This window comes from Kitasatospora sp. NPDC087861, from assembly GCF_044742585.1.
In the GTDB taxonomy this organism is placed as follows: domain Bacteria; phylum Actinomycetota; class Actinomycetes; order Streptomycetales; family Streptomycetaceae; genus Kitasatospora.
In genome coordinates this window covers 129,104-153,355 of record NZ_JBIUUS010000021.1, presented here as the reverse complement: position 1 = coordinate 153,355, position 24,252 = coordinate 129,104, and the positions used below count along the sequence as shown (strand labels likewise).

The following is a 24,252-nucleotide window of genomic DNA, read 5'->3' as shown; positions in this document are numbered from 1 at the left end:
CACCCCGCTGGAGACGGCGCATGGTTGACCGGCCGGACTGCTTGGAGGACTCCCCGATGAGCAGTAACCCCATGACGTACACAGGCGCCGCCGCGGCGCCGCCGGCCACCGGCACGCTCGATGTGTCGGTGGCCGTCCCCCTGCCCCCCGCCACGGCCCGCGGCCTGCAGCTGCTGGCGGAGCACGCCGGCCACGCCCCGGCCGCGGTGCCGCTGGCGGGCTTCTGGGCCCTGCTGCTGCGGTGGAGCGGCCACGAGGAGGTGCAGGTCGACACGTCGTCCGGACCGCTGCGCTGCCGCACGGACGAGGAGACCACGTTCCGGCAGCTCATCGAGCAGGCCGCCCGGGCGACGCGTGCCGCGGGGGCTTCCTCGGCCTCCTACCGGGCCGTCGTCCCCCATCCGCTGGTGGCCGCAGGCAGCGCGCACGAGCTCCGGCTCAGCTGCTCCTGGGGCGCGCAGGGGATCCACTGCGCGCTGGAGTGTGCACCGGGAACGTTCAGCGCGGCCGAACTCGGCCGCTTTGCCGGGCAGTTGTCGGTGCTGCTGACCAACGGCACGATTCGCCCGGATCAGTACGTCCAGGAGCTGGGCCTGATCACCGCCGAGGAGCGGCGCGCCTCCGTCGGCCCGTTCAACGACACAGCGCGTTTCTTCGACGATTCCCTGCTGCTGCATCAGCTGGTGGAGGCCCAGGTCGCGCGTACCCCCGACGCCGTCGCCGTGCGCTGCGGCGCCGAGAGGAGGGCTTCGTCATCTCTGCGGGCGTCCCGGGCACGGTGCTGATGCACCCTGAGGACGCCCCCGACCTTCAACCGCTGCCCAACTGGGAGAACAGCACCGGCTGCTGCGGGCCGGCGGGTGACGAAGGACTCAACCGAGCCTGTCCCTGCGGCGCCCCGGTCGCGACGCTAGCGGCAGACTGCTTCGGGCCCTACGAACTGCACCTCGACCCTGTCCGAACCTACGCGTTCTCCCAGTAGACACGCTGACGGCCGCCCCGGAGCGCGACACGCCCGGGACGGCCTCTTGTCCGGCGACTTCACGACTACTTTCCGTTGCGAAGGCACTTCGATGACGAGCTGAACGTCGAGCTGGACTGGTTCGGATAAGCCTGCATCCGCTGCCCCGTCCTCCAACTCGACCCCCACCAGAAGGTCCGCCTCATCGAGATCATCCAGAACCTGCGCGAGCGCATCCGCGAAGCCCGCGCCAACGGCTGGCTCGGCGAAGTCGAAGGTCTCCAGGTCAGCTTCGACGCTGCCACCGCCAAGCTCGCCAGCCTCAACCGGACCCGCGCCGACGGTCGGCCCCAACTGGTCAACCTCGGCATGCCCCTCTTCACCGACACCCCGCCCACGACAGGAGAGCCCGGCCGTGCACCCGATACGCCTGATCTCGTTCGGCTACCTGCACCTCAAGGGAGGCCCGCCGCCGACCGCTGACCGTGTCGAGGACGTCCGCGACCGGCTCCGTGACCCGGCCGCCGCCCGCGACATCCTCGACCTCGACGGCCTCAACCCCCGAGTCCAGCAGGTCGTCCTCAACACCCCCGGCGCCCGCGAACTGATCGCCAACCTGGCCGACTACGCGGAACTCCCCGCGGGCCCCCGGCGCATCGCCATCGGATGCGCCGGGGGCCGGCACAGGGCATCCGGTCTCACCGAAATCCTCGCCCGCGAACTCCGCGACCGTGGGCACCAGGTCGAGGTCGAGCACCTCCACGTCCACCTGCCCCGCGTGCTGAAGAGCAACGGGCGGTGACTCGCTCAGTCCGCCCAGCCTTCCGTGTTGGAGTACGACTCATAGCTGTAGCGGGTGCCGCGGTCCCATTCACGGCCAGTCAGGCTCTGGTAGGCGGTGTCCGGGACGTACAGCAGCGGCTCGGCCCAGATGAAGTCGTCTGCGTACGGCAAGAACAGGGCCGGGTCGTTCAGCACCGCTTCGTACTCGTCTCGACCGGCGGCCACGACGGCGGCGCGAGTGTAGAGAAACGCGTCACCCGACACCCTGGTGCCGTACTCCTTGCGATCGAGTCGGTACAGGGCCCAGGAGAGCTGCTCGGCGAATCCCACGACTGCTGGCAGCGGACCGTTCATCAGCCTGGCCTCCAGAGCAGCGGCGAGCTGTTCCGAGTCCGGATCGGCCCCGGTGGGCCTGCACTCGTCGATGAGCTGCCAAAAGGAGTCCTCGTTCATGGCGGACAGCATGGACGTCGGCTGTGACAGTCCAGCTACCGGCACGACCTCTCCGTCCCCCCGACACCTGGACGCCACCGCACCAGAGGCAAGTCAAATCACGCCGGGATCATGCTTTACCCGGCCGACACCCGTAGTCCGGAAAAGCAGCGCGGTGGCGGTCGGCGTAGCCGCCGGGGTGGCGGGGTCAGGGGTTGGGGCCGAGGCGGGAGCACGCCCTGTCCAGCAGCGCGCGATCGGCGCCGGTGCCGGGGCGCTGGTCCAGGGCCGCGTAGGCGTGGGAAGTGATCTTCGCCCAGGTCCGGAAGTTCCCCCGCGCCAAGGTCTCGTCCGCGTGCAGCAGGTCCGCGTCGGCCGCGGTATGCCACAGCGGATGGAACAGGCGCAGCACAGCAGGGACCTGGGAGGCCTCCAGGCGGGGGACGTGCTGCCAGGTCAGCACCCGCGAGGCGAGGGCCGGGGCTCGGGCCAGGGTGCGCTCGGCGCCGGCGCCGCACAGCACCAGCGAGGTCTGCGTGGTCGGGGCGTCGGCCAGCAGGCGCAGGTAGTCGAGTTCGGGGGCGGCGATGCGCTGGACATCGTCGATCAGCAGTACACCTGGGGCCTTGAAGGCGTCGATGAGCGCGCGGTCGGCCGCATCCGTGCGGTTCGTCAGCGCGGTGGCCGGCAGGCCGAACGCGGTCAGCAGCGCGGCGCGCAGCTGCGGCAGGGCCGGCTTCACCGCCACCTGCGCCAGGCGGACGGGCACGCGGCTCGGCAGCAGGCCAAGGGCCCGGTGGACCGCGACCGTCTTGCCCTGCCCCGCATCCCCGTAGACGCACGCGATCCCCCGCGCGGCGACCGTGTGCCCGATGGCCTCCGCTACCTCGCCCAGCTGGCGTGTCGCAACCACTCGAGCGCCCGGCACGTACAACCGCACCCCCAACGGCACCGCCGGGGCAGAGCCATCGGACACGGCCACCGGAACGGGCACCGCCGACGCGACAGGGTCGGTGTGAGGAGCGGGCGGGGCCTGGCCGGCCTCATCAACCGTGCCCGGCAGCGCCAGCTCCGCCAGCGCCCGGTCATACACCGCCGACTCCACCCGGCCACGCCCAGGCCGAACTCCCTGCAGAACACGGCCGGCCCGCCGCTCGCGCTGGACCGCCCGGTGCAGCGTCCCGAGCGACGGCACCAGCCCCGCCGACCCCCGCCCCGAGTCGCTCCCTGCCCGTGCGGTCAGCTCCCGGTGCAGTGCCGCCACGTTCCCACCCAACCCGGAAAGCCGGACCCACAACTCCTCCGTGACCACGAACCCACCGCGCCGCGGGACCGTTTCCAGACGGCCGGACTCCCGGGCCTCTGCCAGCCAACGCCACACCGTGCGCACCGACACCCCGGCCGACTCGGCAGCGATCCGCGCGTGCACCGACGACAACTGCCCCGTCGCGTCCACGTCGAGCAGCCGGCGGACCACCACCCGCCGCATCAACGCCCGCTCCCCCGACCGGGACACCAGCGCTCCCTTGCCGGTCCCGGGCGCTGGAGCAGTCCTCAGGACGGGATCGGACGGCATAGGCAGGGGATCGGCGGTCATGCAGGTCAGCCCACACCCCTACCGGGGCGATGTGCACAGGAATGAGCGTCCTCGTGTCAGCCACGGTCCTGGTGTGATAGGCGCAATCCGCAGACTGTGACAGCGGCTTGGTCACCCCGTGACAGCCAAGACCCACGACACCGTCAGGCAGAAACCGAGGTCACCGATCCCCAACCCCCAGCCAGCTCACTGCCGCCCACCCCGCTGACACCACCCCACCCACTCACAGAGGCCCTCGCGGTCCCGCAGAAGTCCGGCAAGCGCACCAAGGGGCGCAGCGCCGAGGCGGTGTCAGGCCCTGGTGAGAGCTGGTCTGGCGAGGCCGGGGCGGGCGGGGCGGGGGCGTTCACGCTGCCGGTGCGGTTCCAGACGCCGGTGGACGAGAACGTGCTCGCCCTGTTCATCGCCTCGCGGGTGCTGACCGGTGAGAACCAGTTCTGGCGGGAGGGCATCAACCACGCCCGACGCTGGCACGAGGAAACCGGCGGACTCGATGTCCCGTATTCCGCAATGGTCGGCGAAGAGGGAAATTTCCCGCTCGGTAAATGGCTCTCCGACCGGCGCAGCGAGCACGCGACTGGTGAATTGGCGCGCCACCGGGTCGACATGCTCGATGCGCTCGGGATGATCTGGTCCGTGTCGGACGCGCGTTTCGAGGCCGGCCTCGACTGGGCGCGAGTCTGGGCCAAGAGCCACGGCGGCTCACTGGCCGCGCCGGCCCGGGCCTCGATCGGCGGCTACGCCATCGGCACCTGGCTCTCCGAACTGCGCGCCGCCGCGCAGGTGCCGACCGGCCAGCCGGGGGCGCTCGCGCCGGAACGGCGAGCCGCGCTGGAGGAGATCGACCCCTGGTGGTGCCCAACCTGGCCCATCACCTGGCAGCGCACCTACGCCACCGCCCGGCAGTGGTGGCTGGACTCCGACGGCCAGGTCGACTGGACCGTGCTGCCCGAGGACACCGTGTACGAGGGCGAGCAGCTCGGGCGCTGGGTGAAGGCGCAGCGGGCCGGGTGGGCCGGGCTCGACCCGGAGCAGCAGGACCTGCTGACGGCGGTCGGCATCGCCGAGGACCAGGAGCTGGCCGCCGCGAAGGCCGCCGCGGGGGCGAAGCCGAAGGTGTCACGCACGGACCGGTTCCAGCAGGGTCTGGCGGCCTTGGCGCAGTTCGTGGAGCGGGAGCGCCACGCCAACGTCAAGCGCCCGCACAAGGAGCCGCTGAAGGCCGTGGAGACCGGGCCCGGGGGTGAGGAGCAGGTGATCGTGTCGCACTTCGCCCTGGGCACATGGCTCAACAATCAGAAGGCCCGCCGGGCGAAGCTGACGCCGGGCCAGCTCGCGCAGCTCGCCGAGTTCGGGGTCGAGTGGGCCTGAGCGCTGGCTGCGCTGAGCGTTGTACTGCCGGTGGCCGTCACCCTGACTGGGGTGACGGCCGTTGGCGCTTCGGTAGCGTGGTCAGCTGGTCTCGTCGAGGTAGAATGGCCCGTACCTGGTGGTCAGCTTGCCGGCGCTCCAGATCTGGTCAGCCTGCTGGGTGATGAGGGAGTCCACCATCTTCTGGGCTGTGGTGACCCGGTCGAGGTCCCCGCCGAGGAAGCTGGCGCGCAGCAGCGGGTGCTGGTTGCCCTGGGCGAGTTCGCGGTCGAGCCAGTTCGAGGCCAGTGGGCGGTAGTTGCCGCGCATCCCGGAGACCAGCAGGTGCGGCATCTCGCCGTACTGGTCGCTGTCCTGCTGGACGAGCAGACGCAGGTATTCGAACCGCTCCCACGCCTCGGTGAAGGCGCTCTCGTTGGCCACCACGTGCCCGGCGAAGAGGGGCTTGAGGTACTGGTGCAGCCGCGCCGCCGACGTGGGGAAACCCAGTACGGTCTGGGGACCGAGGAGGGCAGCGGCCGGCCTGTCGGCCTGGCGCGGGATGTCCCGGGCTTGGGGTCCGGTGAGCAGGCGTGCGACCAGCGGCCAGCGCTCGGCAGCGACGGCGGCGACCCCGGCGCTGTGCAGGAGCAGAGTGGCCGGCGCGCGGCGCAGCTGGTTGAGCATGTCCTTGCCGGTGACCCACGTGGTGGTGGCGAGGCGCTCGACGTCGGCGAACCAGTACCGGTCGGTGGTGTCGCTGCCCCAGTAGGCGGTGACCGCGGCGAGGGCGGCCAGGAGCTCAGTCTCGGATTCCCACTCTGTGAGCCGCCGCCCGTGCTCGGCCAGCAGATCGGGCTCGGGGACGTTGGAGTTGGCCGTGCGCAGCGGGTGGTCGGCGAGGCGGGCGGTTTCGCGGCGCAGCGTGTCGTGGAGGTTGATGGCGGGGCCGTCGCCGCGGAGCTCGCGCTTGGCGGTGGCGATGGCGGCGGCGATGTTCTGGGGGTTGGCGCGGCTGCTCTCGGAGAGGGCGATGACGGCGTCGGCGGTCCGGCAGAGGAACCGGTCGGCGTCGGCCGGCACGTAGGTGCCCTGGCGGTACTCCAGCAGCTCGGTGGTGGCAGCGGAGAGCGGGAAGGGGTCGGCCCAGTAGGTGTCGAAACGGCGGGTGGGGCAACGCTTGAGGGCAGTCACCAGGGCCGGGTCGTACTTGGCGGACCACCCTGCGATGATCAGGCCGTATTCGTCGAAGACCTGGTCGAGGAGCTTTCCGACTTCCTCCTCGTACCCGGCCAGCTCCTCGGGGGTGTTGCGCATGCTGCCCGGGTCGAGGTAGTCGCCGTGGAGGTGGATTACCACGCCCTGACGCTGGGCATGCAGGGGGATCATCCCGGCCAGGTCGGACGGGCGCCTGATGACGGTCGGACGGAGCCCGGCCTCGCGCAGGGCATCCTCGATGAGGTGGTCGAAGTTCAAGGTAATGATCACCCTGATGTACCCGGCGGCGACCAGCCGGGCCAGGGCGCGGTGTGCGTCCGCAGGCTGCTTGAGGCCCTGCTCGCGCTCGGTCTCGTCGGGCTCGAAGTAGGAGCGGAGCAAAGCCTGACGCTCAGCAGCGGTCTTGGCCAGTTCGGCCAGGAGGGTGTCGTAGGCGGGCTCGCGGCCGAAGCGCTCCACATACCAGTCGTAGGGCCCGTCGTCAGTGTCGGGGATCTCGTCGCGCTCGATGGTGGCGATCTTGCGTATCAGGTCACCTTGGACGCCCCAGGCCGAGAGCATTCCGGCCGAGACGGAGGCACCGGCGCCGAGCAGCACCGCATACCCTCCGGGTACGGATCGCAGACCGAGCGCGAGTTTCACATGGGGTTCCGTCGACTGGTCGACCACGGCACGCCTCCTTGGGCACGCGAGAACAGAGTGGCTAGAGTTGACCACCCATCACCAGTTTACGTCATACTGACGAAAAGGGAGGTGTTCTCTCCCACCGTCGGGGGCGTGGGTGTCTCCGGGGCGGCGGCGGGCGCTGGAGGAGATCGACCCCTGGTGGTGCCCCGCGTGGCCGATCACCTGGCAGCGCGCCTACGCGGTAGCCCGGCAGTGGTGGCTGGAGTCCGACGGCCCGGTCGACTGGACCACAGGATCTGGCCGCGCTCGCCCAGTTCGTGGAGCGCGAGCGGCATCCCCGGGTGCCCCGCCCGCACAAGGAGCCGCTGGAGACCGTGGAGGCCGGCCCCGGCGGCGAGGAGCAGGTGGTCGTCTCGCACTTCGCTCTGGGCACCTGGCTCAACAACCAGAAGGCCCGCCGGGCGAAACTCACCCCCGGGCAGCTCGCGCAGCTCGCCGAGCACCGGGTGGAGTGGGCGTAGCGGGGCGTCCCGGCCGGGCTGGCGTCATTGGCCGACGGTAGGCTGCCGGGGCCCTGAGAAAGCACTGGGAGGCCGTCACCTGCGGGTGGCGGCCTTCGGGCTTCCCCTACCCTGCCGCGCGCGCCGTGGCGGTGAATTCCGCAGCTTTGGACACGCGGTGCGGTGCCGTCCTAGAGACTCCCCGGTATGGACAAGGCCGTGGGCCAGGACCCGAAGACCGTAGAGAAGAGCCTGGAGGGCATGTTGCCGTGGCTGGTCCCGGCTGGCCTGGCCACTGGGGATCTGCAGGCGTTGCCGGGTGTAGCTCAGATACGGCGGCAGGGGCGCTTCAGGGGTCACCAGGGCAGCAGCGCGCGCAAGGCGTGGCCAAGCCGGGTGAGGTGGTTGAGGAGGGTGGTCATGGTGGTTCGGGCGGCGGAGCGCCGGTAGGCGTGGCGGGACCAGATAGACGGAAGGATGACGCCGACGTACAGGAGAACGAAGACGAAGAGAGTGAGGGTGCCGACCGGGCCGAGGGTCTGGACGGTCCGGGCAACAGCCTGGTGAAGGATGTGGGTGAGCGTCATGTCGTGGCCCTTCGAGGAGGTGCCCCGGCCAGCTGTCGGGGCGAGCGATCTCGACGGTTCCTGTCCAAGGGGGTGTCCAGCAGCCTTCTGCTGGAGATTGGTTGATTCCAGACCATCTGCCCCGCTCAAGGCCTAGGTTTCTGTGGGTGTCCAAGGTCGGTTCCCAGGGTGAGCTTGGATGGTTGAGTGCCAGGAGGCGATATGGCGGGTAAGCACGGGCTGGAACCGGAGTTTCAGGCGGATCTAGCCCGCTTGGGCTCGCTCTACCAAGAGTTCCTGCACGATGCCGGGCCGTCCAAGAACTCAATTGGTAAGACGATCGGTGTTTCACCAACCACGCTCGCCAACTGGTTCAACCGGAAGACCGTCCCCCAGCAGGCCGACGAACTGGTCAGGTTGGTCACCTTGTTGAAAGGCGCTTTCGACCACGCTGGGATCGTCCTGGCGGAGTCCGACCAGGTCCTGCTGGACCCTGCTCGCTGGCTCCCCCGGCACAAGGCCGTCATGCACCACCGGTCCGAACGGAGTGGGGCGGGCGTGCGGGCAGCGTCGGCAAGAGAGATCCTGCGTGAGGCCGACTTACGGGAACGACTTGCCTCTCTGCCCGACAAGCCGAAGCCTGTCGCCTCCTGGGAAGCAAAGTACCTGGAGGTGCACCCGGCAATCCGTGGAGGCTCTGCCGCGGCGTCGGGTGAGGACTTCGTGCTGCCCGCCTACGTCAAGCGTGGTCACGACCGCGAGCTGCGCCTGCGGCTGAATGCGGCTACGGACGGCGAGTTGGCGGCGATGATCGTGGTGCGAGGGTTGTCCTGCACGGGCAAGACCCGAACAGCGTTCGAAGGTGTCCGCACGTGCCTGGGCGACTGGCAGTTGGTCTTCCCCAAGGACACTGCCAGCCTGCTCGCGCTGCTGGCGGCGGACGCTTTGACGGAGCGGACCGTGTTGTGGTTGAACGAGGCTCAGAACTACCTCACAGGCCCGTCCGGTGAGGCTGCGGCCGCAGCCTTGCGGCGCAGGCTGGAGGAGCCCGGCCCGGTGGTGATCCTTGCGACCCTCTGGCCCGACCACCACGCCAGGCTGACCTCTGCTGGCGGCGGCCCGCAGGCGCGGGCTCTTCTCGACCCGCTCATCCCGATCGACGTTCCCGCGGCGTTTGACGGACAAGACCTGAAGCGGCTGCGGCGAATCGGCCACCCGTCGCTAGACGCGGCCGACCGGGGCAGTTCGAACGGCGCGATCACCCAGACGCTCGCCGCTGGGCCTCAGTTGGTCGACCATTATGAGCAAGCTAGTGGACCTGAAGGCCCCTTGGGAAAGGCGGTCATCACGGCGGCCATGGACGCCTGCCGTCTCGGGCATGGCTCCCCTCTGCCTGCGGAACTGTTGAAGGCAGCGGCACCGGGCTACCTGGACCCGGAGCAGCGTGCCGCCGCGGATCCGGATCTCTGGTTCGACCTGGCCCTCGCCTTCGCCCAGAAGAAGATCAAGGGAGTGGTGGCGGCACTTGGGCGGGTCGCCCACCCCACCGGGATGGGGCCTGTGCCGGATGTCTTCCGCCTGGCTGACTACCTCGACCATCATTCCTACGGCAGCCGCCGCGACGACTTCCCGCCGGCGCTTTTCTGGTCCGCGGTCGAACAGCATGCCGCCTCACCAGCCGACCTTCGGGCCCTGGCCGGGGCCGCCTGGGAGCGCGGCCGGTACCGGATCGCCCACGACCTCCTGCGGCGGGCCGTGGCCCAAGGCGACACCGACGCATTCGGCGACCTCGTGACGCTGCGGATGAAGGCCGGTGACGGTGTGGGCGTAGAAGCCGTGGCTCGCGAAGCCGCCGACCTGACAGGGGTGGATGGCCTCTTGCAACTGGCCATGCAGCGGGACGAGATCTGCGACGACGAGGCGGCAGAGGCTCTGTACCGTGCGGCTGCCCAGAAGGGAGACACCCGCGCGCTCATGATCCTGGCGGGGATCCAGGAGGAGGCGTGCGACTGGGCGGGGGCGGAGGAAAGCTACCGCGAGGCAGCCCGCCGAGGCCACAAGGGTGCGGCGCTCGGCCTGGGGGGGCTCTGCGAGCGGGTCGGGGACTGGATGGCCGCAGAGGCTCTCTATCGGGAAACTGTCGAACAGGGCGACCCCTACTACTCGCTCCACGCACTGCGGCTTCTGGGACGGCTCCGGGAGCAAGCCGACGACTGGACTGGTGCGGAAGCCGCGTACCGCGAAGCTGCCGACAAGGGAAACGCCAGCGGCTTTATCGATCTTGCCGGACTCCGGGAGCGGGCCGGGGACCGGATAGGTGCAGAGGCCCTATACCGTGAAGCCGCCGCCCGGGGAGAGACCAGTGCCTTCAGTGACCTGGCAGCGCTCCGAGAGCGGGCCGGGGACCGACTTGGGGCGGACGACGTGTGCCGTGAGGCCGCCGTCCAGGGGCATGTCGACGTGTTCAGTGATCTGGCAGAGCTCCGGGAGCAAAACGGCGACCATGCTGGTGCAGAGGCCCTCTACCGCGAGGCCGCACAAAGGGACACCAGCGCGCTGATCGGTCTCGCGAGGCTTCGGGAGCGGGCGGGCGATCGGCCGGGTGCAGAGGCTGTATACCGCGAGGCTGCCGACCGGGGCGACCTCGGCGCACTGATCCGTCTGGCAATGCGTGAGGAGTTGGACCGCACCTGGGTCGGCACCCAGGAGCTCGTGCGTCGGGGAAGGATCACCGATGACTGGACAGCTGCGGAAGCCGAATGTCTGAAGCTCGTCAACAGCGGGGGCGGCTTGGGCCCCTTGGTCCTGCTCCGTAGAAACGCTGGCGCCTCGGAGGAGGCGTTGCGGCTCAGCCGGTACGGGTTGGAAGCGGACGGCTCGGCCGCGGAGCCGTGGTAGCCGAAGCGGGCGTCAGCGTTTCGGCTCAGACCTGGTGAGTGCCTGCGCCGTGAAGCGGGCTGAACTCAGGGGGCGGCCCAGGTGCTGGCCGGTGGGGTGTGTTTCTCATCGGAGGGCAGCGGATTGCAGCTCCGGGGGAAGGTTGGGCAGCGGGATGCAGGCCGTCCAGTGGGGGCCGTCGGGGAGGGCTTCGGGGAAGTGCGGACGGGGGAAACGGCCACGGCTGCGCCCGGACGGGTCTTGCGGGGGCCGTAGGCGGCAGTGTTCGGCGGCTTGGAGCAGCGATGTCAGCGCGGGTTCGGTGTCGGTGAGCAGATGGAGGCCTGGGCGTTTGCGGTGCTGGTGGTAGCGGGTGGCGGCGTCCAGGAGTGGGCGGGCCCAGGCGGGTAGGCGATATGTCGCGCAGCGGGCGGGGGTGTGGTCGCGGGCGGGTGCGTGGAGGGTGAGGGTGGCTCGTGCGGAGTGGTAGTCGGTGGGGGTGACGGCGGCGATCTGGTTGAAAGGGACTCCGGTAGTCAGGGCTGCGGCTAGGGCGGCGGCATGGGTGGGGTGGGCCAGGCGGTGCAGGCGTGTGGCGACTTCCTCGGTGCGCCCTGGCGGGGGTTCCATGGGGAGGCGGTCGGCGGTGGCCCGTGGCGGGGTGCAGTCGCACGGTGGTTCGGGTCTGTCGGTGAGTGCGAGGTAGGTGAGGGCGGGAAGGGTGAGCCACGGCAGGGACGTTGCCGTGGGGATGTGCGCGGGCTGAGGTTGGTGGTATCCGGGGCTGGGGCGAGCGTACGCAGGCAGGCCATGGGTGATGGTGTGGTCAACGCTGGCCAGGGCCCGTGTGAGGGTCGGCGTGGGGGTGCGGTGGCATACGACGGTCAGATGGGAGCCAGTGTGCTGCTGAAAGGCGAGGAGGTAGCGCCAGCGAGCGGGCGTGAGGAGGTGGCCGCGTAGCAGGATCAGATGGTTGAGGCCCGCGGTGCGGGCCCAGGCTGCGGCGGCGGTCCAGGTGAGCGCGGGTTGGGTGTTCCAGCGTCCGGACGGTGTGTAGGGCTTGCCGAGGGTCGCGAGGACGTCGTGGGCGAGGTCGGCTGGGTGATCGGTGCCGGGAGTGGGGTGGACCGTGACCTGTCCGGCGGCGGGATTGTGGGCGGCCAAGGCGGCATGGGCGCAAGCGGGGGTGTCGTCGGGATCGAATGCCAGGGTGAGGGCGGGCAACGGGCGGGCGCTCACCCGCTGGTGCCCAGGCGACCGTAGACCTGGCGCAGCAGGTGTTCGTCGACGTGGGTACGGCCTTGGGCGGCCAGTCCGTCGGCGGCGTGTTTGGTGATGCGGGCCCAGGCGCGGAAGTTGCCGTGGGCGGCCTGCTTGTCGACCAGGGCGATCAGGTCCGCGTCGACGCCGTCCCACATCGGGTGGAAGGCGGGGATGGTGGCCAGGACCTCCGGAAGGGTGAGCGGCAGAGCCTGCTGCCAGATGAAGACGCGGGAGGCGAGCATCGGTTCGCGGCGCAGGACCTTGGCGCAGCCGTCGCCGCCGGCGAAGACGACGGCGATGTCGGTGGCCGGGTCGTCCCACAGGTAACGCCAGTACTCGAAGCACTCCCGCGACAGCCACTGGGCCTCGTCGCAGACCAGGACGTGGAACGAGCGGGCGAGGGCGTCTTTGAGGATGGTGTCGAACTCGATCGGGCGCAGGGGTGGTTCGCCGGGCAGGGCGAGGGCGCGGAAGAGTTCGTGGCGGATGTCGCGTGGGGTGGGGCGGGCGCGGAAGGCGACGCGGTAGGTGTGGCGGGGTGCGAGGTGGCGCAGCGCGGCGTTGACGGAGAAGGACTTGCCGTTGCCGGCGGCTCCGGACAGGACCATCATCGCGCGGGCTTCGAGGGTGGCGTGGATGTTGTCCTGGGTGGTGCGCAGCGCTTCGGTGCCGACGACGCGGGCCCCGGCGAGGTTGAGGTAGTGGTCGGCGCGCTGTGGGGGCAGCATGCCGGGGCGTACGGCGGGCGCGGTGGTCATGGTTCTCCTACCTGGGCGCAGTGGAACTGTCGTGTGTGGAGGTGGTCTTGGTGGTGGGGCCTGGGTGCTCGCCGGGGCTGGGCCGGGGCAGCTCGGGCCCGGTCACTGTGGCGGGTCGGTTTCGGCAGGCTGTGAGGGTCGCTGGCCGGACGGCTTGCGGCGGGTCGCGGCAGCGGGTTGAGGCAGGACCCATCCGTCCGGGAGCGGGGTGTGCGGGATCAGTCCGGGCAGGGCCAGTGCCCGCAGGTCCCGGCTGTCCGTAGCTTCCAGCTCGGTGGCGGCCTCTGCCGCGGTGAGGGTGTCGAGGGGCTCGGGCGGGGCCGCGGTCGTGGCGGCGGCGAACCGCTGGCGGCGCAGCTTCTCGGCGGCTTTCAGGTCCGCGCGCAGGCGGCGGGCTGCGGCGGTGCGGGCTGCTTTCAGGGCGCGGACCTGTTCGCGGCTGGCCTGGTCGGCGAGGTGTGCGGTGCCGAGATGGCGGCCGGTGGAGGCGTCGAACACCTCGATCTCGCGGTCGTGGTGCGGAAGGTGGCGTAGGCGGATCTTCGTGCCGGTGTGGCCGACCATCCAGGGGGCGATGTAGGGGCGGCTGCGCCAGCTGATGCCGTTCGTGGTGATCGTGCGGATGCGGCCGTCGTCCTCCAGGGCAAAGAACGCGAGGTGTTCGGCCGGGACGTCGTGCAGCGGTGTCGGGTCGGCGTTCCACGCCTCGGTGGGGGTGAGGCCGTCCAGGCCGGCCGGGTGGTGCTCGGTGTTCCACCAGCGGACCCAGTCCAGGAGCAGAGCGACGAAGGCGGCGAACGTCAGCGGCGGCGCGTCCGCATCGGCGAGCCGGCCGCCGGTGAGCTTTTGCCGGTGGGTGTAGCGCGGGAGGGAGACGAGGAACATCTCCTCGACCGCGTCGTTCAGCGCCTCGATGGTGCCCTTCAGGTGGGGGCTGTAGGCGGGCAGGTCGTGGACGGGGACGGCGAAGGCGCCGAGCGCGGCGGTCACCGTAGTGCACAGGAATTCCTTGCCCCGGTCGACGCGCACCAGGGCGGGCAGGCCCCCGGCGGGGCCGAACGGTTCGGTGCGGGTGATCGAGGTGCGCAGCGCGGCGAGCACCGCGTCGCGGGAAGGGGCGTGCGGGGTCACCGCGAGGCCGGGGACGTACTTGGTCTTGCAGTCGATGAACCAGGTGATCCACGGGCAGGCCAACTCGCCTTCGACATCGACCTGCACCGGCGCGTGCTTGTGGTCGCCTTCCCAGCACGCGTTCCTCCACGTCGCTGGCCGTTTCCCGAACACGTCGTGCGCCCGGCGGGCCGCCTCCCCGCCACGCAGACCCGCCCGCTCCCCCACCGACAGATCCCGCACCACGGCACGGTGCAGAGCCGACAGCGACAGCACCGGCCCGGCGTCGGGATCATCCGCTGCGCGGGCCAGCAGCTCACGGTGGACAGCCGAGACATTCCCTCCCCAGAACGCCAGCAGATGCCGGATCTCCGGGGTGACGGTCAGCCGTGCGCGGAGGCGCGGCGAGAACCGGCCCTCCTTACGCGCCGCGGCAATCCAGTACCACACTGCCCGCACGGTCACCCCGAGAGATGAGGCAACAAGACGCACATGAGTGGTCGTCAACTCGCCCCGGCTGTCCAGGTCCATCAACCGGGCCACCACGGCTTCCCGTTCTCCCCGGGCCACTGCGGCAGGCCGATCCGGTACCAACCCGGGCGGATCCAGAGCCACCACCACTCCCCCACCTGTCGACGGCACGAGACCCACGAACCCTCGGAGCTGGCGGTCCCCTTTTCAGCGGCAGGTTGTCCTCCCTCTCCCGGTCTCATCCCGACACGCCGAGAGACAGCACCCGATCGAAGGGAAGCTCCGGAGGCGATGTTTCACCAGAGCCGAAAACACCGAACGTTGGGCCCGTGGGCCTGACCCCCGGGCCGGCCACGACGGCGGTCGGCGTCCGCTCTTCACCACGGCCTCGGCGCGACGCTTCACCGCGTCCCAGGCACGCTGTGCTCGGTCCGACCTATGGGTGGCTCGTGGCTGGCCGTAACAGGCCAGTCGTCGGCCGGTGTGAACGCGCCCACGCCGAACCCGGTGAGAACCGCACGCCGAACACGAGCGTCCCGCGCGGTGGCCATCTGCCCAGCGCGTCAGGCGTGGTGGTGTTCCTCCGGGCCTGGCCTGCGGGCCTGCGTGTGCGACAGCGTGATCCGGCGCCGGGTCGGATCCACGTCGGTGATCATCACGGTGAGCCTGTCCCCTACCCGGACAGTGTCCTCAGGCCGGTCTGCGGGTGGTTGCGCGAGTTCGGTGCCGTGCACCAGCCCCTCGAAGCCGTCCGCCCGATCCTCGATGCGGACGAAAGCGCCGAACGGCACGAGCTTGGTGACCTCTCCGGTGACGATCCGGCCCACCTGCTGGACGATCTGCAGCATCGGGTCTTCCTGCAGTCCTTTGAGGGACAGCGGTGCCCGTTCCCGCACCAGGTCGACATCGAGGACCTCCGCCTTGATCTGCTGGCCGACCGCGACGACATCGGAGGGGTGACCGATGGGGCGCCAGGACAGTTCGGGAATGTTGATCATCGCGGTGAAGCCGCCGATGTCGACGAACGTGACGCCGAAGCTCGCGATCTCGGTGACGGTGCCGGTCACGACCTGGCCACGGCGGAGGGTCTTCAGGAAGGCCCAGTCCCGGTCACTCGGAGTCGGCTCGGTGCGCCAGCGGGCGCGCAGGACGCCGTCCCCGTCGGGCAGCACGGCCGTGAACAGAGGGCTGCGCTCGTCGACGTCCATCGGCAGGACGGCAGCGGCACGTGCGCTGCGGACCTGGGCGGCCAGTGCCGTGAACTGGCTCTCGTCGGCGACCGTGCTGGTGATCCGGCCGTCCTGGTCCTCCCACACGCATTCGACCAGGCCCTCGTCCGGGAGGCCGGCCACAACCGCGGCGACATCGGTGGAGAGGTCCGGCCAGACGGCGAGGCGGGCCCGCGGGGTCAGCCGGGCGCGCACCGCATCGAGCGTGCCGTCGCCGAGCCGGTGCCAGCGGGAAGCGTTGTCGACGTGCATCTCCTCCAGGAGCGCCGCCTCGCGCATCGCCACGCACCAGCGCACACGCGCCCAGAAGACATCGTCGGCGGGGCGCTGCTCACCCGGCTCGTCGAACACCGCCTCGTACGGGGAAGCGTCCAGCGGTTCGGGGAAGAGCCCCAGTTCGCGGGTGCGCGCCAGCGCCGCTTCGCAGGGGACGTTGCTGCCCACGTACACGTACTGGTCCCAGCCGACGTGCACGGCGAAGGTGTCCTCGACCTCCAGGCGGCACCAGGCGCCGCTGTCGCGCAGCATCGCCCGTACCAATTCCAGGCCGAGCGGGACCGGCACCTGCGCCCCGTCGTGGAAGCCGGTCAGGTCGGACGGGAAGAGTCCTGCGAGACCACCGTCCTCGACCGCCGGCTCCGAGCCGAAGTGCACGAAGCCGAGCGCGGCCTGAGGCTCGCGGACAGCCAGGTGCCGCACACCGGTGTCCTCGGCGAAGGCGGCAACCGCCTCAAGGTAGGCGGCCTCGACGGGCCCGTGGTCGCTGACCGCTTCCTCCGCCCCCGTGTAGTAACCCCGCTCGTCGCGGTCCGCGGGGTCGTACTTGGTGATCCGGTATATGTACGGCAGCACGTCACTGCCCCACAGCAGCCGAGCACGATGCCGCAGCCCGACGTTCCAAGGCCCTCGCGCCGCTGTCGGGGCGCGAGAGGAACTGCTGACGCCGATGGTAAAAGCTCATCGGGCCATCCTGCCGGAGCCGACGGCTCGGACGCTCCCCCATATCCAACGCCCCCGGGGGGGAACCACCACGTCCACAGGCCCCGACCGTCCCCAGCAGACCCCAGCCAGACAACCGTGACCACGATCCGCAGCCGCCGTTCACCGCACTTCAGCGCGATCTTTCACCGTCACCTCGGCCCTCCCGTTCACCACGCCCCCTCACAACACGACGCCTGAACAGGAAAGACACACCACTCAGACCCCGGTGAACAACAACGCCAAACCAACTGAAAACCACACGCCGATCATCACTCGACCAGCTGGGGATGATCTGGTCCGTCTCCGACGCCCGCTTCGAGGCCGGCCTGGACTGGGCGCGGGTCTGGGCGAAAGGCCACGGCGGCTCCTTGGCAGCGCCGGCCCGGGCCTCCATCGGCGGCCACGCAATCGGCACGTGGCTCTCGGAGCTGCGCGCCGCCGCGGCGGTGCCGGTTGGGGAGCTGGGGGCGCTCGTGCCGGAGCGGCGGGCGGCGTTGGAGGAGATCGATCCCTGGTGGTGCCCCGTCTGGCCGATCACCTGGCAGCGCACCTACGCGACGGCGCGGCAGTGGTGGCTGGAGTCCGACGGCCGCGTCGACTGGGCGCAGCTGCCGGTGGAGACCGTGTTCGAAGGTGAGCAGCTCGGCCGTTGGGTCAAAGCGCAGCGGGCCAGCTGGCCGGATCTGGTCGAGGACCAGCGGGACCTGCTGGCGGCGCTCGGCATCGAGGAGGACCAAGCCGGCACGCGGGCGGCGGCCGAGGTCAAGCCGAAGGTCTCGCGTGCGGACCGCTTCGCGCAGGGCCTGGCGGCCCTGGCGCAGTTTGTGGAGCGGGAGGGCCACGCGGTCGTCAAGCGAGCCCACAAGGAGGAGCTGGAGATGGTGGCGGTCGGCGCCGGCGGCGAGGAAACGGTGGAGACGGTCTCCGTCTCGCTCGGGACCTTCCTCAACAACACGAAAGCCAGACGGGCGAAGCTCACACCGGGTCAGCTCGCGCAACTCGCCGAGCACGGCGTCGAGTGGGCATAGCAGCTCCGTAGTCCCGGTGGCTGGGTAAGGCGATGGGGTAGGCAGGCCCCGGCCCCGTGGCGGGACGCAGTACGGCCGGGGTCGTCCCAGTGTTCTGAGAGATCCAGTTCGGCACGTCGACTACTTGAGTTCCTTCTCTGTCAGAAGCAGGAAGTCGACAGCGCAGCCGATACGCTTGTGAAGGTCATTGAGGGTGTACCAGGAGCTTGGGTTCAGAGCGGAGAGGTCAGGCTGGTCAATCAGGTCGTACTGGAGGCGGCGGTGGTGGGCGCCGAGTCCCTGAAATATCAAAGGCACCAGCTTGACCATACGAACGTCCGTCGCCCCCGCGGTGACGAACCATCCCCCCGGGATGGGGAAGAAGTGGTCGAAGGCTTCGAGTGTCGTCGGGATCTCGTCGACCGGAATGCCGGAGTACTTCGACATCCACTTGAACTCCTGTTCCTTCCGATCCTCAAGGTAAAACCCTCCCCATCCCCACAAGAATTGCTGCCAGAAAGTTGCGTACCGTCGGAAGTTCGGCTGTGCCCTCAGCCACTCCATGCCCCGATGGAAGGTTGAAGGGAGGGTGTGATACGTCAGCCCTTGGAAGATGAAAACCTCTCGGTCCTCCGACATACAGAACTCTGGCGCGCCGTCGGGGTGCGTGAGCGCGTAGTCGACGGCGGCCTTGAGAATCGCCAGGCGGGCACGATGCTCGAGGTACGTACATGCTTGGAGTTCCGGATACTTTCCGTTGAGCATCGCCTCGTAGCTCGGGCTACTGGCGGGCGCCGACTGTGGATCGAACGTACCTCCATCGAGTTCGTGCGCATAGCCGCGCGTCAGCTGTGGATGTTCCTGGTACGCCTCGTACAGCATCGCCGCAGACTCTTCGGGAGCCCGTGCAAGGAAGGTGCCGTTGTTGATCTGGCGATGGTACGTCTTCGCCGACCTGGCGCCCTGCTCGCCCTTCTTCGCCCGCTCATGGATGAGATGTACGAACCTACGTTCCACACCGTACGAGAACCGCCACAGGGCGATGAGTTTCGGCTCCATAAAGGTGCCAAAGCCCTTTTCCGAGAAGTGTTCCGGAGCGGCTTGGAAGTCGTCAAAGCAAACAACCTCTAGCCCCAGAGGGGTCATCCTGGTGGGGGCAGTCCCGCGGTCGTCCCAGCGAGTGTGGAAGAAGGCTCCGTGCTGGATCTTCAGGTACCGCATCCAGCCGACGACCTTGAAAAGATCGGTGTACCCCCATTTGCCACCCTTGACCTCGATGAGCCGCCGCATGGCTTGTTCATGCGCGTAGTCAGTGGTGACGATGTCAAGTTCAAGGAGGTCCGCAGGATCAGACTCGATGATCTGCTTCTCTACGAAGTGGCCCGAGGCTTGGAACAGAGCGGCGATGTAGTCCTCAAGCTCCTCGCCGGCTCCGGGTATGTCCGGCAGCTTCACAACCTTCTTGCTCATCAGCAGCCCTTTCTGTGCTGAACGACCCTACCGGCGCGATCCTAGGGCAGCCACGCGTTTCTAGAATGTCGGAAAGGACGCCTGCGGGGTCTCCACTTCAGGGGCACGGAGAGGCGATCGTGGTGGATAGCCAGAGGTGCGAGGTGAAGGCCGACGCCTTCCTGTCAACTCGAGAGTCGCGGCACGCGAAGTTCCCCTCCGGCAAGCCCCTCTTCGTGGCGCACACCAGTTCCCACAGCGCGGCACTCGCTGCGGAGCAGCACAGGGTGTTGGGAGAGATCGACCCCTCGTGGCGCCCGAGCGCCGCCGCGCGATGGAGGAGATCGGCCCGTGGTGGTGCCCGGCCTGGCCGATCACCTGGCAGCGCGCGTACGCCGCGAGCCGGCTGTGGCAGCTGGACTTCCGACGGTCTGGTCAACTGGGCCCCTGCCCGAGGACACAGTGTACGAGGGCGAACAGCTCGGCCTCTGAGTCAAGGCGCAACGAGTCGGCTTCGCCGAGCTCGACCAGGAGCAGCAGGACCTGCTTACCGCGATCGGCATCGAAGAGAACCAAGAGTTTGCCTCCGCACGGGCGGCAGCCGAGACGAAGCCAAAAGGTGTCCCACACCGACCGCCGCGCCAAGGGCATGACGGCCCTCGCCGCGGCCGCCAGGTGGGGAAGGGCAAGTGAGGATCCCGCGCCCGCACAGGGAGGTGCTGAGGTCACCGTGGCCGAGCGCGGCGGGGAGGAGACCTCGAGATCGTTCACGAAGGTCCCGACTGCGGCTGGGCGAAGGTTTCCGGGATGCCGCAGGCACTGGTCACCGCTGGACCGGCTGGGCTCGACCGCTCAGAGTTGGACGCCGTGAGCGCGGGCCACCGCACCGACCTGCTCCGAGAACCGGGGGGCAGGGTCGTCACGGACAGCCTGTGGTCAGCGCTGGTCAACGTGATCGGTCTTCGTATTCGTCCTCTGTTCGGCTGGTGTGTCCGGGGCCGGGGTGGACCACTCCGGGGACCATCGGATGGGCGTAGTCGAGTTCGATCTTCCCGAAGGTGTCGCTGGGGATCGGTGCGGAGTCGTTGTCGGCAATGATCAGCTGGATCCGGGGGCCGTAGGTCTCGGTGAGCGCTTGGAGGCGGTGGTAGATGCGGCGACCGCGTTCTTGGTCGTCGGTGTTGGTGCCCGATGCCTTGCGCGGGGAGTCGATGATCAGTAGGGAGGGCACGAGAACGTCGGGGTGGGTGATGCCGAACTCCAGCAGGGTGAGGCTGTAGGCGACGTTGATGCACGTCACGATGCCGCCGCCGTCGGCCTGGAGGGTTTCGAACGAGCCGCCGTTAATCAGTGGCAGGTAGGTCGCGGGGTCGATGGTTGCCGACTCGATCCACGGGGCGGGGCGGAGGTCGGCGACCATGCTGTTGAAGTTCCGGCTGAGGTCGGTGACCAGACCTTCTCGTGCAGCGAGTTCGGCGGTTCGGGCCTTTTTGTCGGCGGTGGCGCGGGCTCGGCGTTCCTTGATGTCGCGAACGGCCTGATCAATCGCGCGGGCGCGGGCCCAGTAGTCGCGCAGCTGGCTCACCGCATCGATGCTCGCCCTGAGGGTGGCCGCGCGGGCGCTGGCATCGGCGATGGCCTCGAAGCGCGGGGCCACCATGTCCCGGGTCTGTGCGTCGAGCTGCCGGCGCAGGGTGTGTGCCAGGAAGTCGGCCTGCTGGACGCGCTCCTGCGCGGTCTGGAGGACTTCGGTGTCGGCAGCCAGGACGGCCCGGGCGTCTTGGAGCTGTTGCTCCAAGACGCTGCGGGTCTGCTGGATGGCAGCGGGGTCCACGTCGTCGTCCGCAGGATCGGGCTGCAGGCACACCAGGCAGTGGTCGTCCGGGACCGGTCGTGCGTTGAGCCGCTGCATGCAGCGGGGACAGACGACGAAGTCGAACGGGGAGAGCTTCTCGATCGCGGTGGCGGAGCGCTCCAGGCGGGAGAGGTCGACCTCGATCTGGGCAACGACCGCTTCCCGGGCTTCGAGGAGTTCCTGAGCGGCCAGGACGTCCTGGGCGGCCTCCCTCGCACTCTCGACCTCCTCGCGCAGTTCCTGGCGGAGGACCGCGTCGGCTGCGCTGTTCTCCGCCAGTTCGTGGCGCAGTGCCGCGAGGGCGGTGTCGGCACGCTGCAGCATGTCGCGCAGGTTCGCGAGCTCGGCGCGAAGTTCCTCATCGGTGCGGGGGTCGGCCGCGGCCAGGAAGCGCTGAACGTTCTCGTATTCGGCCGTCTTGGCCCTGAGCTGCTCCTTCAGCAGGCCCAACAGTCGTGCAAGTTCCAGGACGGTGCTGTCGGTGAGCCCGAACATGAGCTTAAACAGGTGAGCACGCGCGGGCTTGAACCAGGTGTCGAGGTGTCCCACGACCTCGCGGTCAATGCCGCGGGCTTCCCGGTAGACGTAGGTGAAAAGGTCGACGAAGGTGAGGTCGCGTGTGGTGGACTTTCCCTCGCGGCTGGTGGGGATGCTCTCGCGGGGGAAGTTCAGCGCTTCCAGGAGCAGGTCGGACAGCGACTCTCTGGGGGCGCCGGCGCGCAGGGGGAGAGTACGGCGCAGCATCAGGGTTTCGGGGTCGAGGACGTCGACGTGGTCGGTCTGGTTGTCGTTGATGGTCCGTTTGAGGACCATGTGCTGTTCGCCGACGACTATCTCGGCGCGGACCGAGTGGACGTGGTTGCGGACGGCGGGGGTCAGCATTGCTTTGCCACCGACGGCGTGTTTGAGCAGCATGAGGAGGCTGGACTTGCCGGTGCCGCTGGCGCCGCTGACGACGGTGGCCGGTCCGTCGAAGCGGTAGGTCTTCTCGGTGTCGGCTGTGGTGACGGTGAGGGCGATGAAGCGGAGGTGGACTGCCATCAGATCTCCGTGCGCCAGGGCCTGTCGACCGCATCCGGCAGACGATCATAGATGAGGGTTTTCAACGCTGTTCCCGACTTGTTGAAGTGCCTTCTCAGGAGGTCGATCCGCTGGGCCACTACGGCCCACTCGTCCGTTGTGGCCAGTGCGGTGGCGGCGATCGCCCCTTGGGCAGTGACGCGGAACTCGGCGCGGTCCGCGCCGGTGTAGGTGATCAGGCCGCGGGCGGCGAGCGATCCGAGGATGCTGTAGTAGCGCTGGTCCCAGGGGCCGTACTTGTAGCGGGTCATGCGGCTCTCGACGGCGAGGCGCTCGGAGGAGGTGGGCTGTGTCCCGTGCGGCCAGTTGATGCCGTCCTCGGCCAGGAGACGGTCGAGCATGGCAGGGTAGCGCAGTAGGAAGTCGAGCTTGGCGAGCTTCGTGAGGCCGTTCAGGCCCTTCTTGGTCGCGGTGAACCTGTCGATCAGCAGGAGGATGCGGGCCTCGTGGTAGTGGGCTTCACGCATTTCCTGGCGCCGGGCGCGGTCTCTGATCCGCGCGACGGCAGCCGCATGGTCGCTGTGGCTCGTCACGACGCTTCCTCCTCGGAGGTGTCGAACGGCTCGGAGAAGTAGAAGTCACAGCGGTCGCAGAGCTCGTAGGCCAAGCCGCGCAGGTGCTGCCCATTGGCCCTGAACGGCAGGGCCGTCGAGAGGTTGGCGGGCACCAGGTACTGAGTGAGCAGCTGATTCATGCGCCGGCCGTACGGGGCACCGTCAGCGGCCTCGCTTTCCGCCTGGTCTCGGCTGGCGAAGGCAGCGTCCACCACTTCCAGGCTCGCGTTCGCCAGCTCGGTGGTGTCGCCGGCCAGACCCGATCGGTGCTGTTCCCAGAGCACGTACCAGGCGGAGCGGAGCCGCTCGGCGTGAGCGGCTTGGTCAGAGGGGATGCCGCCGCGGGCCATCTTCTTGCGCAGGTTTCCCCCGCCCGGAGCGACTACGGGGAGCTGTCCTCGAGCGAAGGTCGGCACGGCAGCGAGGCTGGAGACGAACTGTTCCAGGACCGTGCTGCGGTACAGGGTGCGGCGAGCGATGCGCTGCTGGACCTGGACGTTGTAGCGAACCCTGCTCGGGTCGGCGATGTAGACGGCGAGCTGTCCGCGGTCGCCCTCGTCGCGGTTGGCCTTGTCGATGCGTTCGACCAAGGCCCGGTAGGTGGCCTCGGTGTCGACGTTCTCGCGCTGCAGCGTCGCGATCGCCGGCCGAAGAAGCCTCTGCAGGTTCACATCCGTGATGTCTCCGCGGGACGGCAGTTCGTCGTCGATGTGCAGCACGGCGAAGAAGTCCTTGACCGTGTCGATGAAGCCGACCGGGACGGTGATGTCGACGAGTTTGGAGACCTCGGGGACCTCAGGGATGGTGGCGTACGGCTGCTTCCAGCGGATCCTGAGGAAGTACCGGGCAACGGACTCGGCCATGGCGTCCACCCCGGCAGTGATCTCCGGATCGGGTCCACACATGGCGGAGAGCGTGGCGGCTCCGGTCTTCCCCGTTGTGAGGCCGGCGTTCGTGGCGAGGCGCAGCCGGACGTTGCGGGCACCGTCGCAGGCTCGCCAACGGTCGAAGAGGTGGGCCAGGCCGCCGTCCTTGCAGATGTCCGCCACGTTCCACGGGTTCCTGCGCTTGGTGCGGTGCTTGACTGAGACGAGTTCGACCGAGCCGTCCACGTACGCGATGACGAAGTCCTCGTGCCACTCGCAGACGATGTAGTCGATGTTGTCCTCGGTGAGCATGACGAGGCAGGTCCGGGCGGCTACCTCCGCCTGGTAGCGGTAGTTGCGCAGAGTGTCGGACCCGCTGTCCTCCTTGGGGGCCATCCGGAAGATCGGGTGAACGAACGCATCATCGTCGTCCTCGTCAGGCTCCTCGGCAGCCTCGGCCACGGCAAGATCAACCACTGCCACCCCCTGTCCCACCTGCCGCACGCTCCCGGCCGCAGAGGGCCGAAAGACGGAAGATCCCCAGAAGTACCACAGGGCCCACTCAGTCCGTAACCGGTTGATCGCATGCGTTACCGGAACGATCTGTAGACGAGGGAACTGCAAGAGGCGGCCAACTGAGACTGCTACTGCTCCACCCGCGGCTGCTGCGATTGAGTGCAGCGTCTGGTGATGGACGGGCGCCCGTGTCGAGACACCG

At 69.1% G+C, this 24,252-nt stretch carries 18 protein-coding genes; 6 read left to right on the top strand and 12 right to left on the bottom strand.

The features are described from left to right. Positions 1-56: 56 nt before the first annotated feature. Together ACIOJE_RS27875 and ACIOJE_RS27870 are read left to right on the top strand one after the other, a co-directional pair. A complete protein-coding gene (locus ACIOJE_RS27875; RefSeq protein ID WP_400779722.1) occupies positions 57-785 on the top strand; it encodes a hypothetical protein in 729 nt (242 codons plus the stop codon). A 591-nt stretch (positions 786-1,376) separates the two neighbouring features. Further along, positions 1,377-1,763, top strand: coding sequence for an RNase adapter RapZ (locus tag ACIOJE_RS27870; RefSeq protein ID WP_280686301.1), 387 nt, complete (start codon positions 1,377-1,379; stop codon positions 1,761-1,763). A 5-nt stretch (positions 1,764-1,768) separates the two neighbouring features. Here the strand turns inward: ACIOJE_RS27870 and ACIOJE_RS27865 are convergent, their stop codons facing one another. Together ACIOJE_RS27865 and ACIOJE_RS27860 are read right to left on the bottom strand one after the other, a co-directional pair. After that, positions 1,769-2,197, bottom strand: a complete 429-nt coding sequence (locus tag ACIOJE_RS27865) for a DUF4240 domain-containing protein (protein ID WP_280686302.1) — start codon at positions 2,195-2,197, stop codon at positions 1,769-1,771. 187 nt (positions 2,198-2,384) lie between these two features. Further along, positions 2,385-3,773: an AAA family ATPase gene (locus ACIOJE_RS27860; RefSeq protein WP_400779719.1), complete on the bottom strand. Its 1,389-nt coding sequence runs from the start codon at positions 3,771-3,773 to the stop codon at positions 2,385-2,387. Positions 3,774-4,061: 288 nt separating this feature from the next. Here ACIOJE_RS27860 and ACIOJE_RS27855 point away from each other — a divergent pair, with 288 nt between their 5' ends. Then, positions 4,062-5,144, top strand: a complete 1,083-nt coding sequence (locus ACIOJE_RS27855) for a helicase associated domain-containing protein (RefSeq protein ID WP_400779717.1) — start codon at positions 4,062-4,064, stop codon at positions 5,142-5,144. A gap of 81 nt (positions 5,145-5,225) precedes the next feature. Here the strand turns inward: ACIOJE_RS27855 and ACIOJE_RS27850 are convergent, their stop codons facing one another. Beyond that, positions 5,226-7,010 (bottom strand): SIR2 family protein, encoded by a 1,785-nt coding sequence (locus tag ACIOJE_RS27850; RefSeq protein WP_400779715.1) that lies wholly within the window; start codon positions 7,008-7,010, stop codon positions 5,226-5,228. A 254-nt stretch (positions 7,011-7,264) separates the two neighbouring features. Between ACIOJE_RS27850 and ACIOJE_RS27845 the strand changes: the two genes are divergently transcribed. Next, positions 7,265-7,489 (top strand): helicase associated domain-containing protein, encoded by a 225-nt coding sequence (locus tag ACIOJE_RS27845; RefSeq protein ID WP_400779750.1) that lies wholly within the window; start codon positions 7,265-7,267, stop codon positions 7,487-7,489. A gap of 335 nt (positions 7,490-7,824) precedes the next feature. On the opposite strand, the gene ACIOJE_RS27840 is transcribed toward ACIOJE_RS27845, so the two are convergent. Continuing rightward, positions 7,825-8,055: a hypothetical protein gene (locus tag ACIOJE_RS27840; RefSeq protein WP_400779713.1), complete on the bottom strand. Its 231-nt coding sequence runs from the start codon at positions 8,053-8,055 to the stop codon at positions 7,825-7,827. A 201-nt stretch (positions 8,056-8,256) separates the two neighbouring features. Between ACIOJE_RS27840 and ACIOJE_RS27835 the strand changes: the two genes are divergently transcribed. Next, positions 8,257-10,932: a tetratricopeptide repeat protein gene (locus ACIOJE_RS27835; RefSeq protein WP_400779711.1), complete on the top strand. Its 2,676-nt coding sequence runs from the start codon at positions 8,257-8,259 to the stop codon at positions 10,930-10,932. A 105-nt stretch (positions 10,933-11,037) separates the two neighbouring features. On the opposite strand, the gene ACIOJE_RS27830 is transcribed toward ACIOJE_RS27835, so the two are convergent. The 4 genes from ACIOJE_RS27830 to ACIOJE_RS27815 form a co-directional block, all read right to left on the bottom strand. After that, entirely contained in the window at positions 11,038-12,075 is a 1,038-nt protein-coding gene (locus ACIOJE_RS27830) for a hypothetical protein (protein ID WP_400779709.1), read from the bottom strand. A 71-nt stretch (positions 12,076-12,146) separates the two neighbouring features. Next, the gene (locus ACIOJE_RS27825) at positions 12,147-12,932 is read right to left on the bottom strand and encodes an ATP-binding protein (RefSeq protein WP_400779707.1); all 786 of its coding nucleotides are present in this window, start codon (positions 12,930-12,932) and stop codon (positions 12,147-12,149) included. Between the two features lie 102 nt (positions 12,933-13,034). After that, positions 13,035-14,585 (bottom strand): Mu transposase C-terminal domain-containing protein, encoded by a 1,551-nt coding sequence (locus ACIOJE_RS27820; RefSeq protein WP_400779748.1) that lies wholly within the window; start codon positions 14,583-14,585, stop codon positions 13,035-13,037. Positions 14,586-15,076: 491 nt separating this feature from the next. Next, positions 15,077-16,594 (bottom strand): S1 RNA-binding domain-containing protein, encoded by a 1,518-nt coding sequence (locus ACIOJE_RS27815; RefSeq protein ID WP_400779705.1) that lies wholly within the window; start codon positions 16,592-16,594, stop codon positions 15,077-15,079. 416 nt (positions 16,595-17,010) lie between these two features. Here ACIOJE_RS27815 and ACIOJE_RS27810 point away from each other — a divergent pair, with 416 nt between their 5' ends. Next, on the top strand, positions 17,011-17,751 hold the full coding sequence (locus ACIOJE_RS27810) for a helicase associated domain-containing protein (RefSeq protein WP_400779703.1): 741 nt from the start codon (positions 17,011-17,013) through the stop codon (positions 17,749-17,751). A 120-nt stretch (positions 17,752-17,871) separates the two neighbouring features. On the opposite strand, the gene ACIOJE_RS27805 is transcribed toward ACIOJE_RS27810, so the two are convergent. The 4 genes from ACIOJE_RS27805 to ACIOJE_RS27790 all read right to left on the bottom strand — a co-directional run bounded on the left by ACIOJE_RS27805 (position 17,872) and on the right by ACIOJE_RS27790 (position 24,011). Then, a complete protein-coding gene (locus ACIOJE_RS27805) occupies positions 17,872-19,200 on the bottom strand; it encodes a hypothetical protein (protein ID WP_400779701.1) in 1,329 nt (442 codons plus the stop codon). Positions 19,201-20,125: 925 nt separating this feature from the next. Then, the gene (locus ACIOJE_RS27800) at positions 20,126-22,075 is read right to left on the bottom strand and encodes a hypothetical protein (protein ID WP_400779699.1); all 1,950 of its coding nucleotides are present in this window, start codon (positions 22,073-22,075) and stop codon (positions 20,126-20,128) included. After that, positions 22,075-22,647: a hypothetical protein gene (locus tag ACIOJE_RS27795; RefSeq protein WP_400779697.1), complete on the bottom strand. Its 573-nt coding sequence runs from the start codon at positions 22,645-22,647 to the stop codon at positions 22,075-22,077. The genes ACIOJE_RS27800 and ACIOJE_RS27795 overlap by 1 nt, the downstream gene beginning before the upstream one ends. Then, on the bottom strand, positions 22,644-24,011 hold the full coding sequence (locus ACIOJE_RS27790; RefSeq protein WP_400779695.1) for a dsDNA nuclease domain-containing protein: 1,368 nt from the start codon (positions 24,009-24,011) through the stop codon (positions 22,644-22,646). The genes ACIOJE_RS27795 and ACIOJE_RS27790 overlap by 4 nt, the downstream gene beginning before the upstream one ends. Between the last annotated feature and the right edge of the window lie 241 nt (positions 24,012-24,252).

Excerpts from the sequence above, each read along its gene's own strand:
- ACIOJE_RS27825 (WP_400779707.1), bottom strand. The coding sequence starts at position 12,932 with ATGACCACCGCGCCCGCCGTACGCCCCGGCATGCTGCCCCCACAGCGC.
- ACIOJE_RS27835 (WP_400779711.1), top strand. The coding sequence starts at position 8,257 with ATGGCGGGTAAGCACGGGCTGGAACCGGAGTTTCAGGCGGATCTAGCC.
- ACIOJE_RS27875 (WP_400779722.1), top strand. The coding sequence starts at position 57 with ATGAGCAGTAACCCCATGACGTACACAGGCGCCGCCGCGGCGCCGCCG.
- ACIOJE_RS27865 (WP_280686302.1), bottom strand. The coding sequence starts at position 2,197 with ATGAACGAGGACTCCTTTTGGCAGCTCATCGACGAGTGCAGGCCCACC.
- ACIOJE_RS27840 (WP_400779713.1), bottom strand. The coding sequence starts at position 8,055 with ATGACGCTCACCCACATCCTTCACCAGGCTGTTGCCCGGACCGTCCAG.
- ACIOJE_RS27805 (WP_400779701.1), bottom strand. The coding sequence starts at position 19,200 with ATGAGCAAGAAGGTTGTGAAGCTGCCGGACATACCCGGAGCCGGCGAG.
- ACIOJE_RS27810 (WP_400779703.1), top strand. The coding sequence starts at position 17,011 with ATGATCTGGTCCGTCTCCGACGCCCGCTTCGAGGCCGGCCTGGACTGG.
- ACIOJE_RS27860 (WP_400779719.1), bottom strand. The coding sequence starts at position 3,773 with ATGACCGCCGATCCCCTGCCTATGCCGTCCGATCCCGTCCTGAGGACT.
- ACIOJE_RS27800 (WP_400779699.1), bottom strand. The coding sequence starts at position 22,075 with ATGGCAGTCCACCTCCGCTTCATCGCCCTCACCGTCACCACAGCCGAC.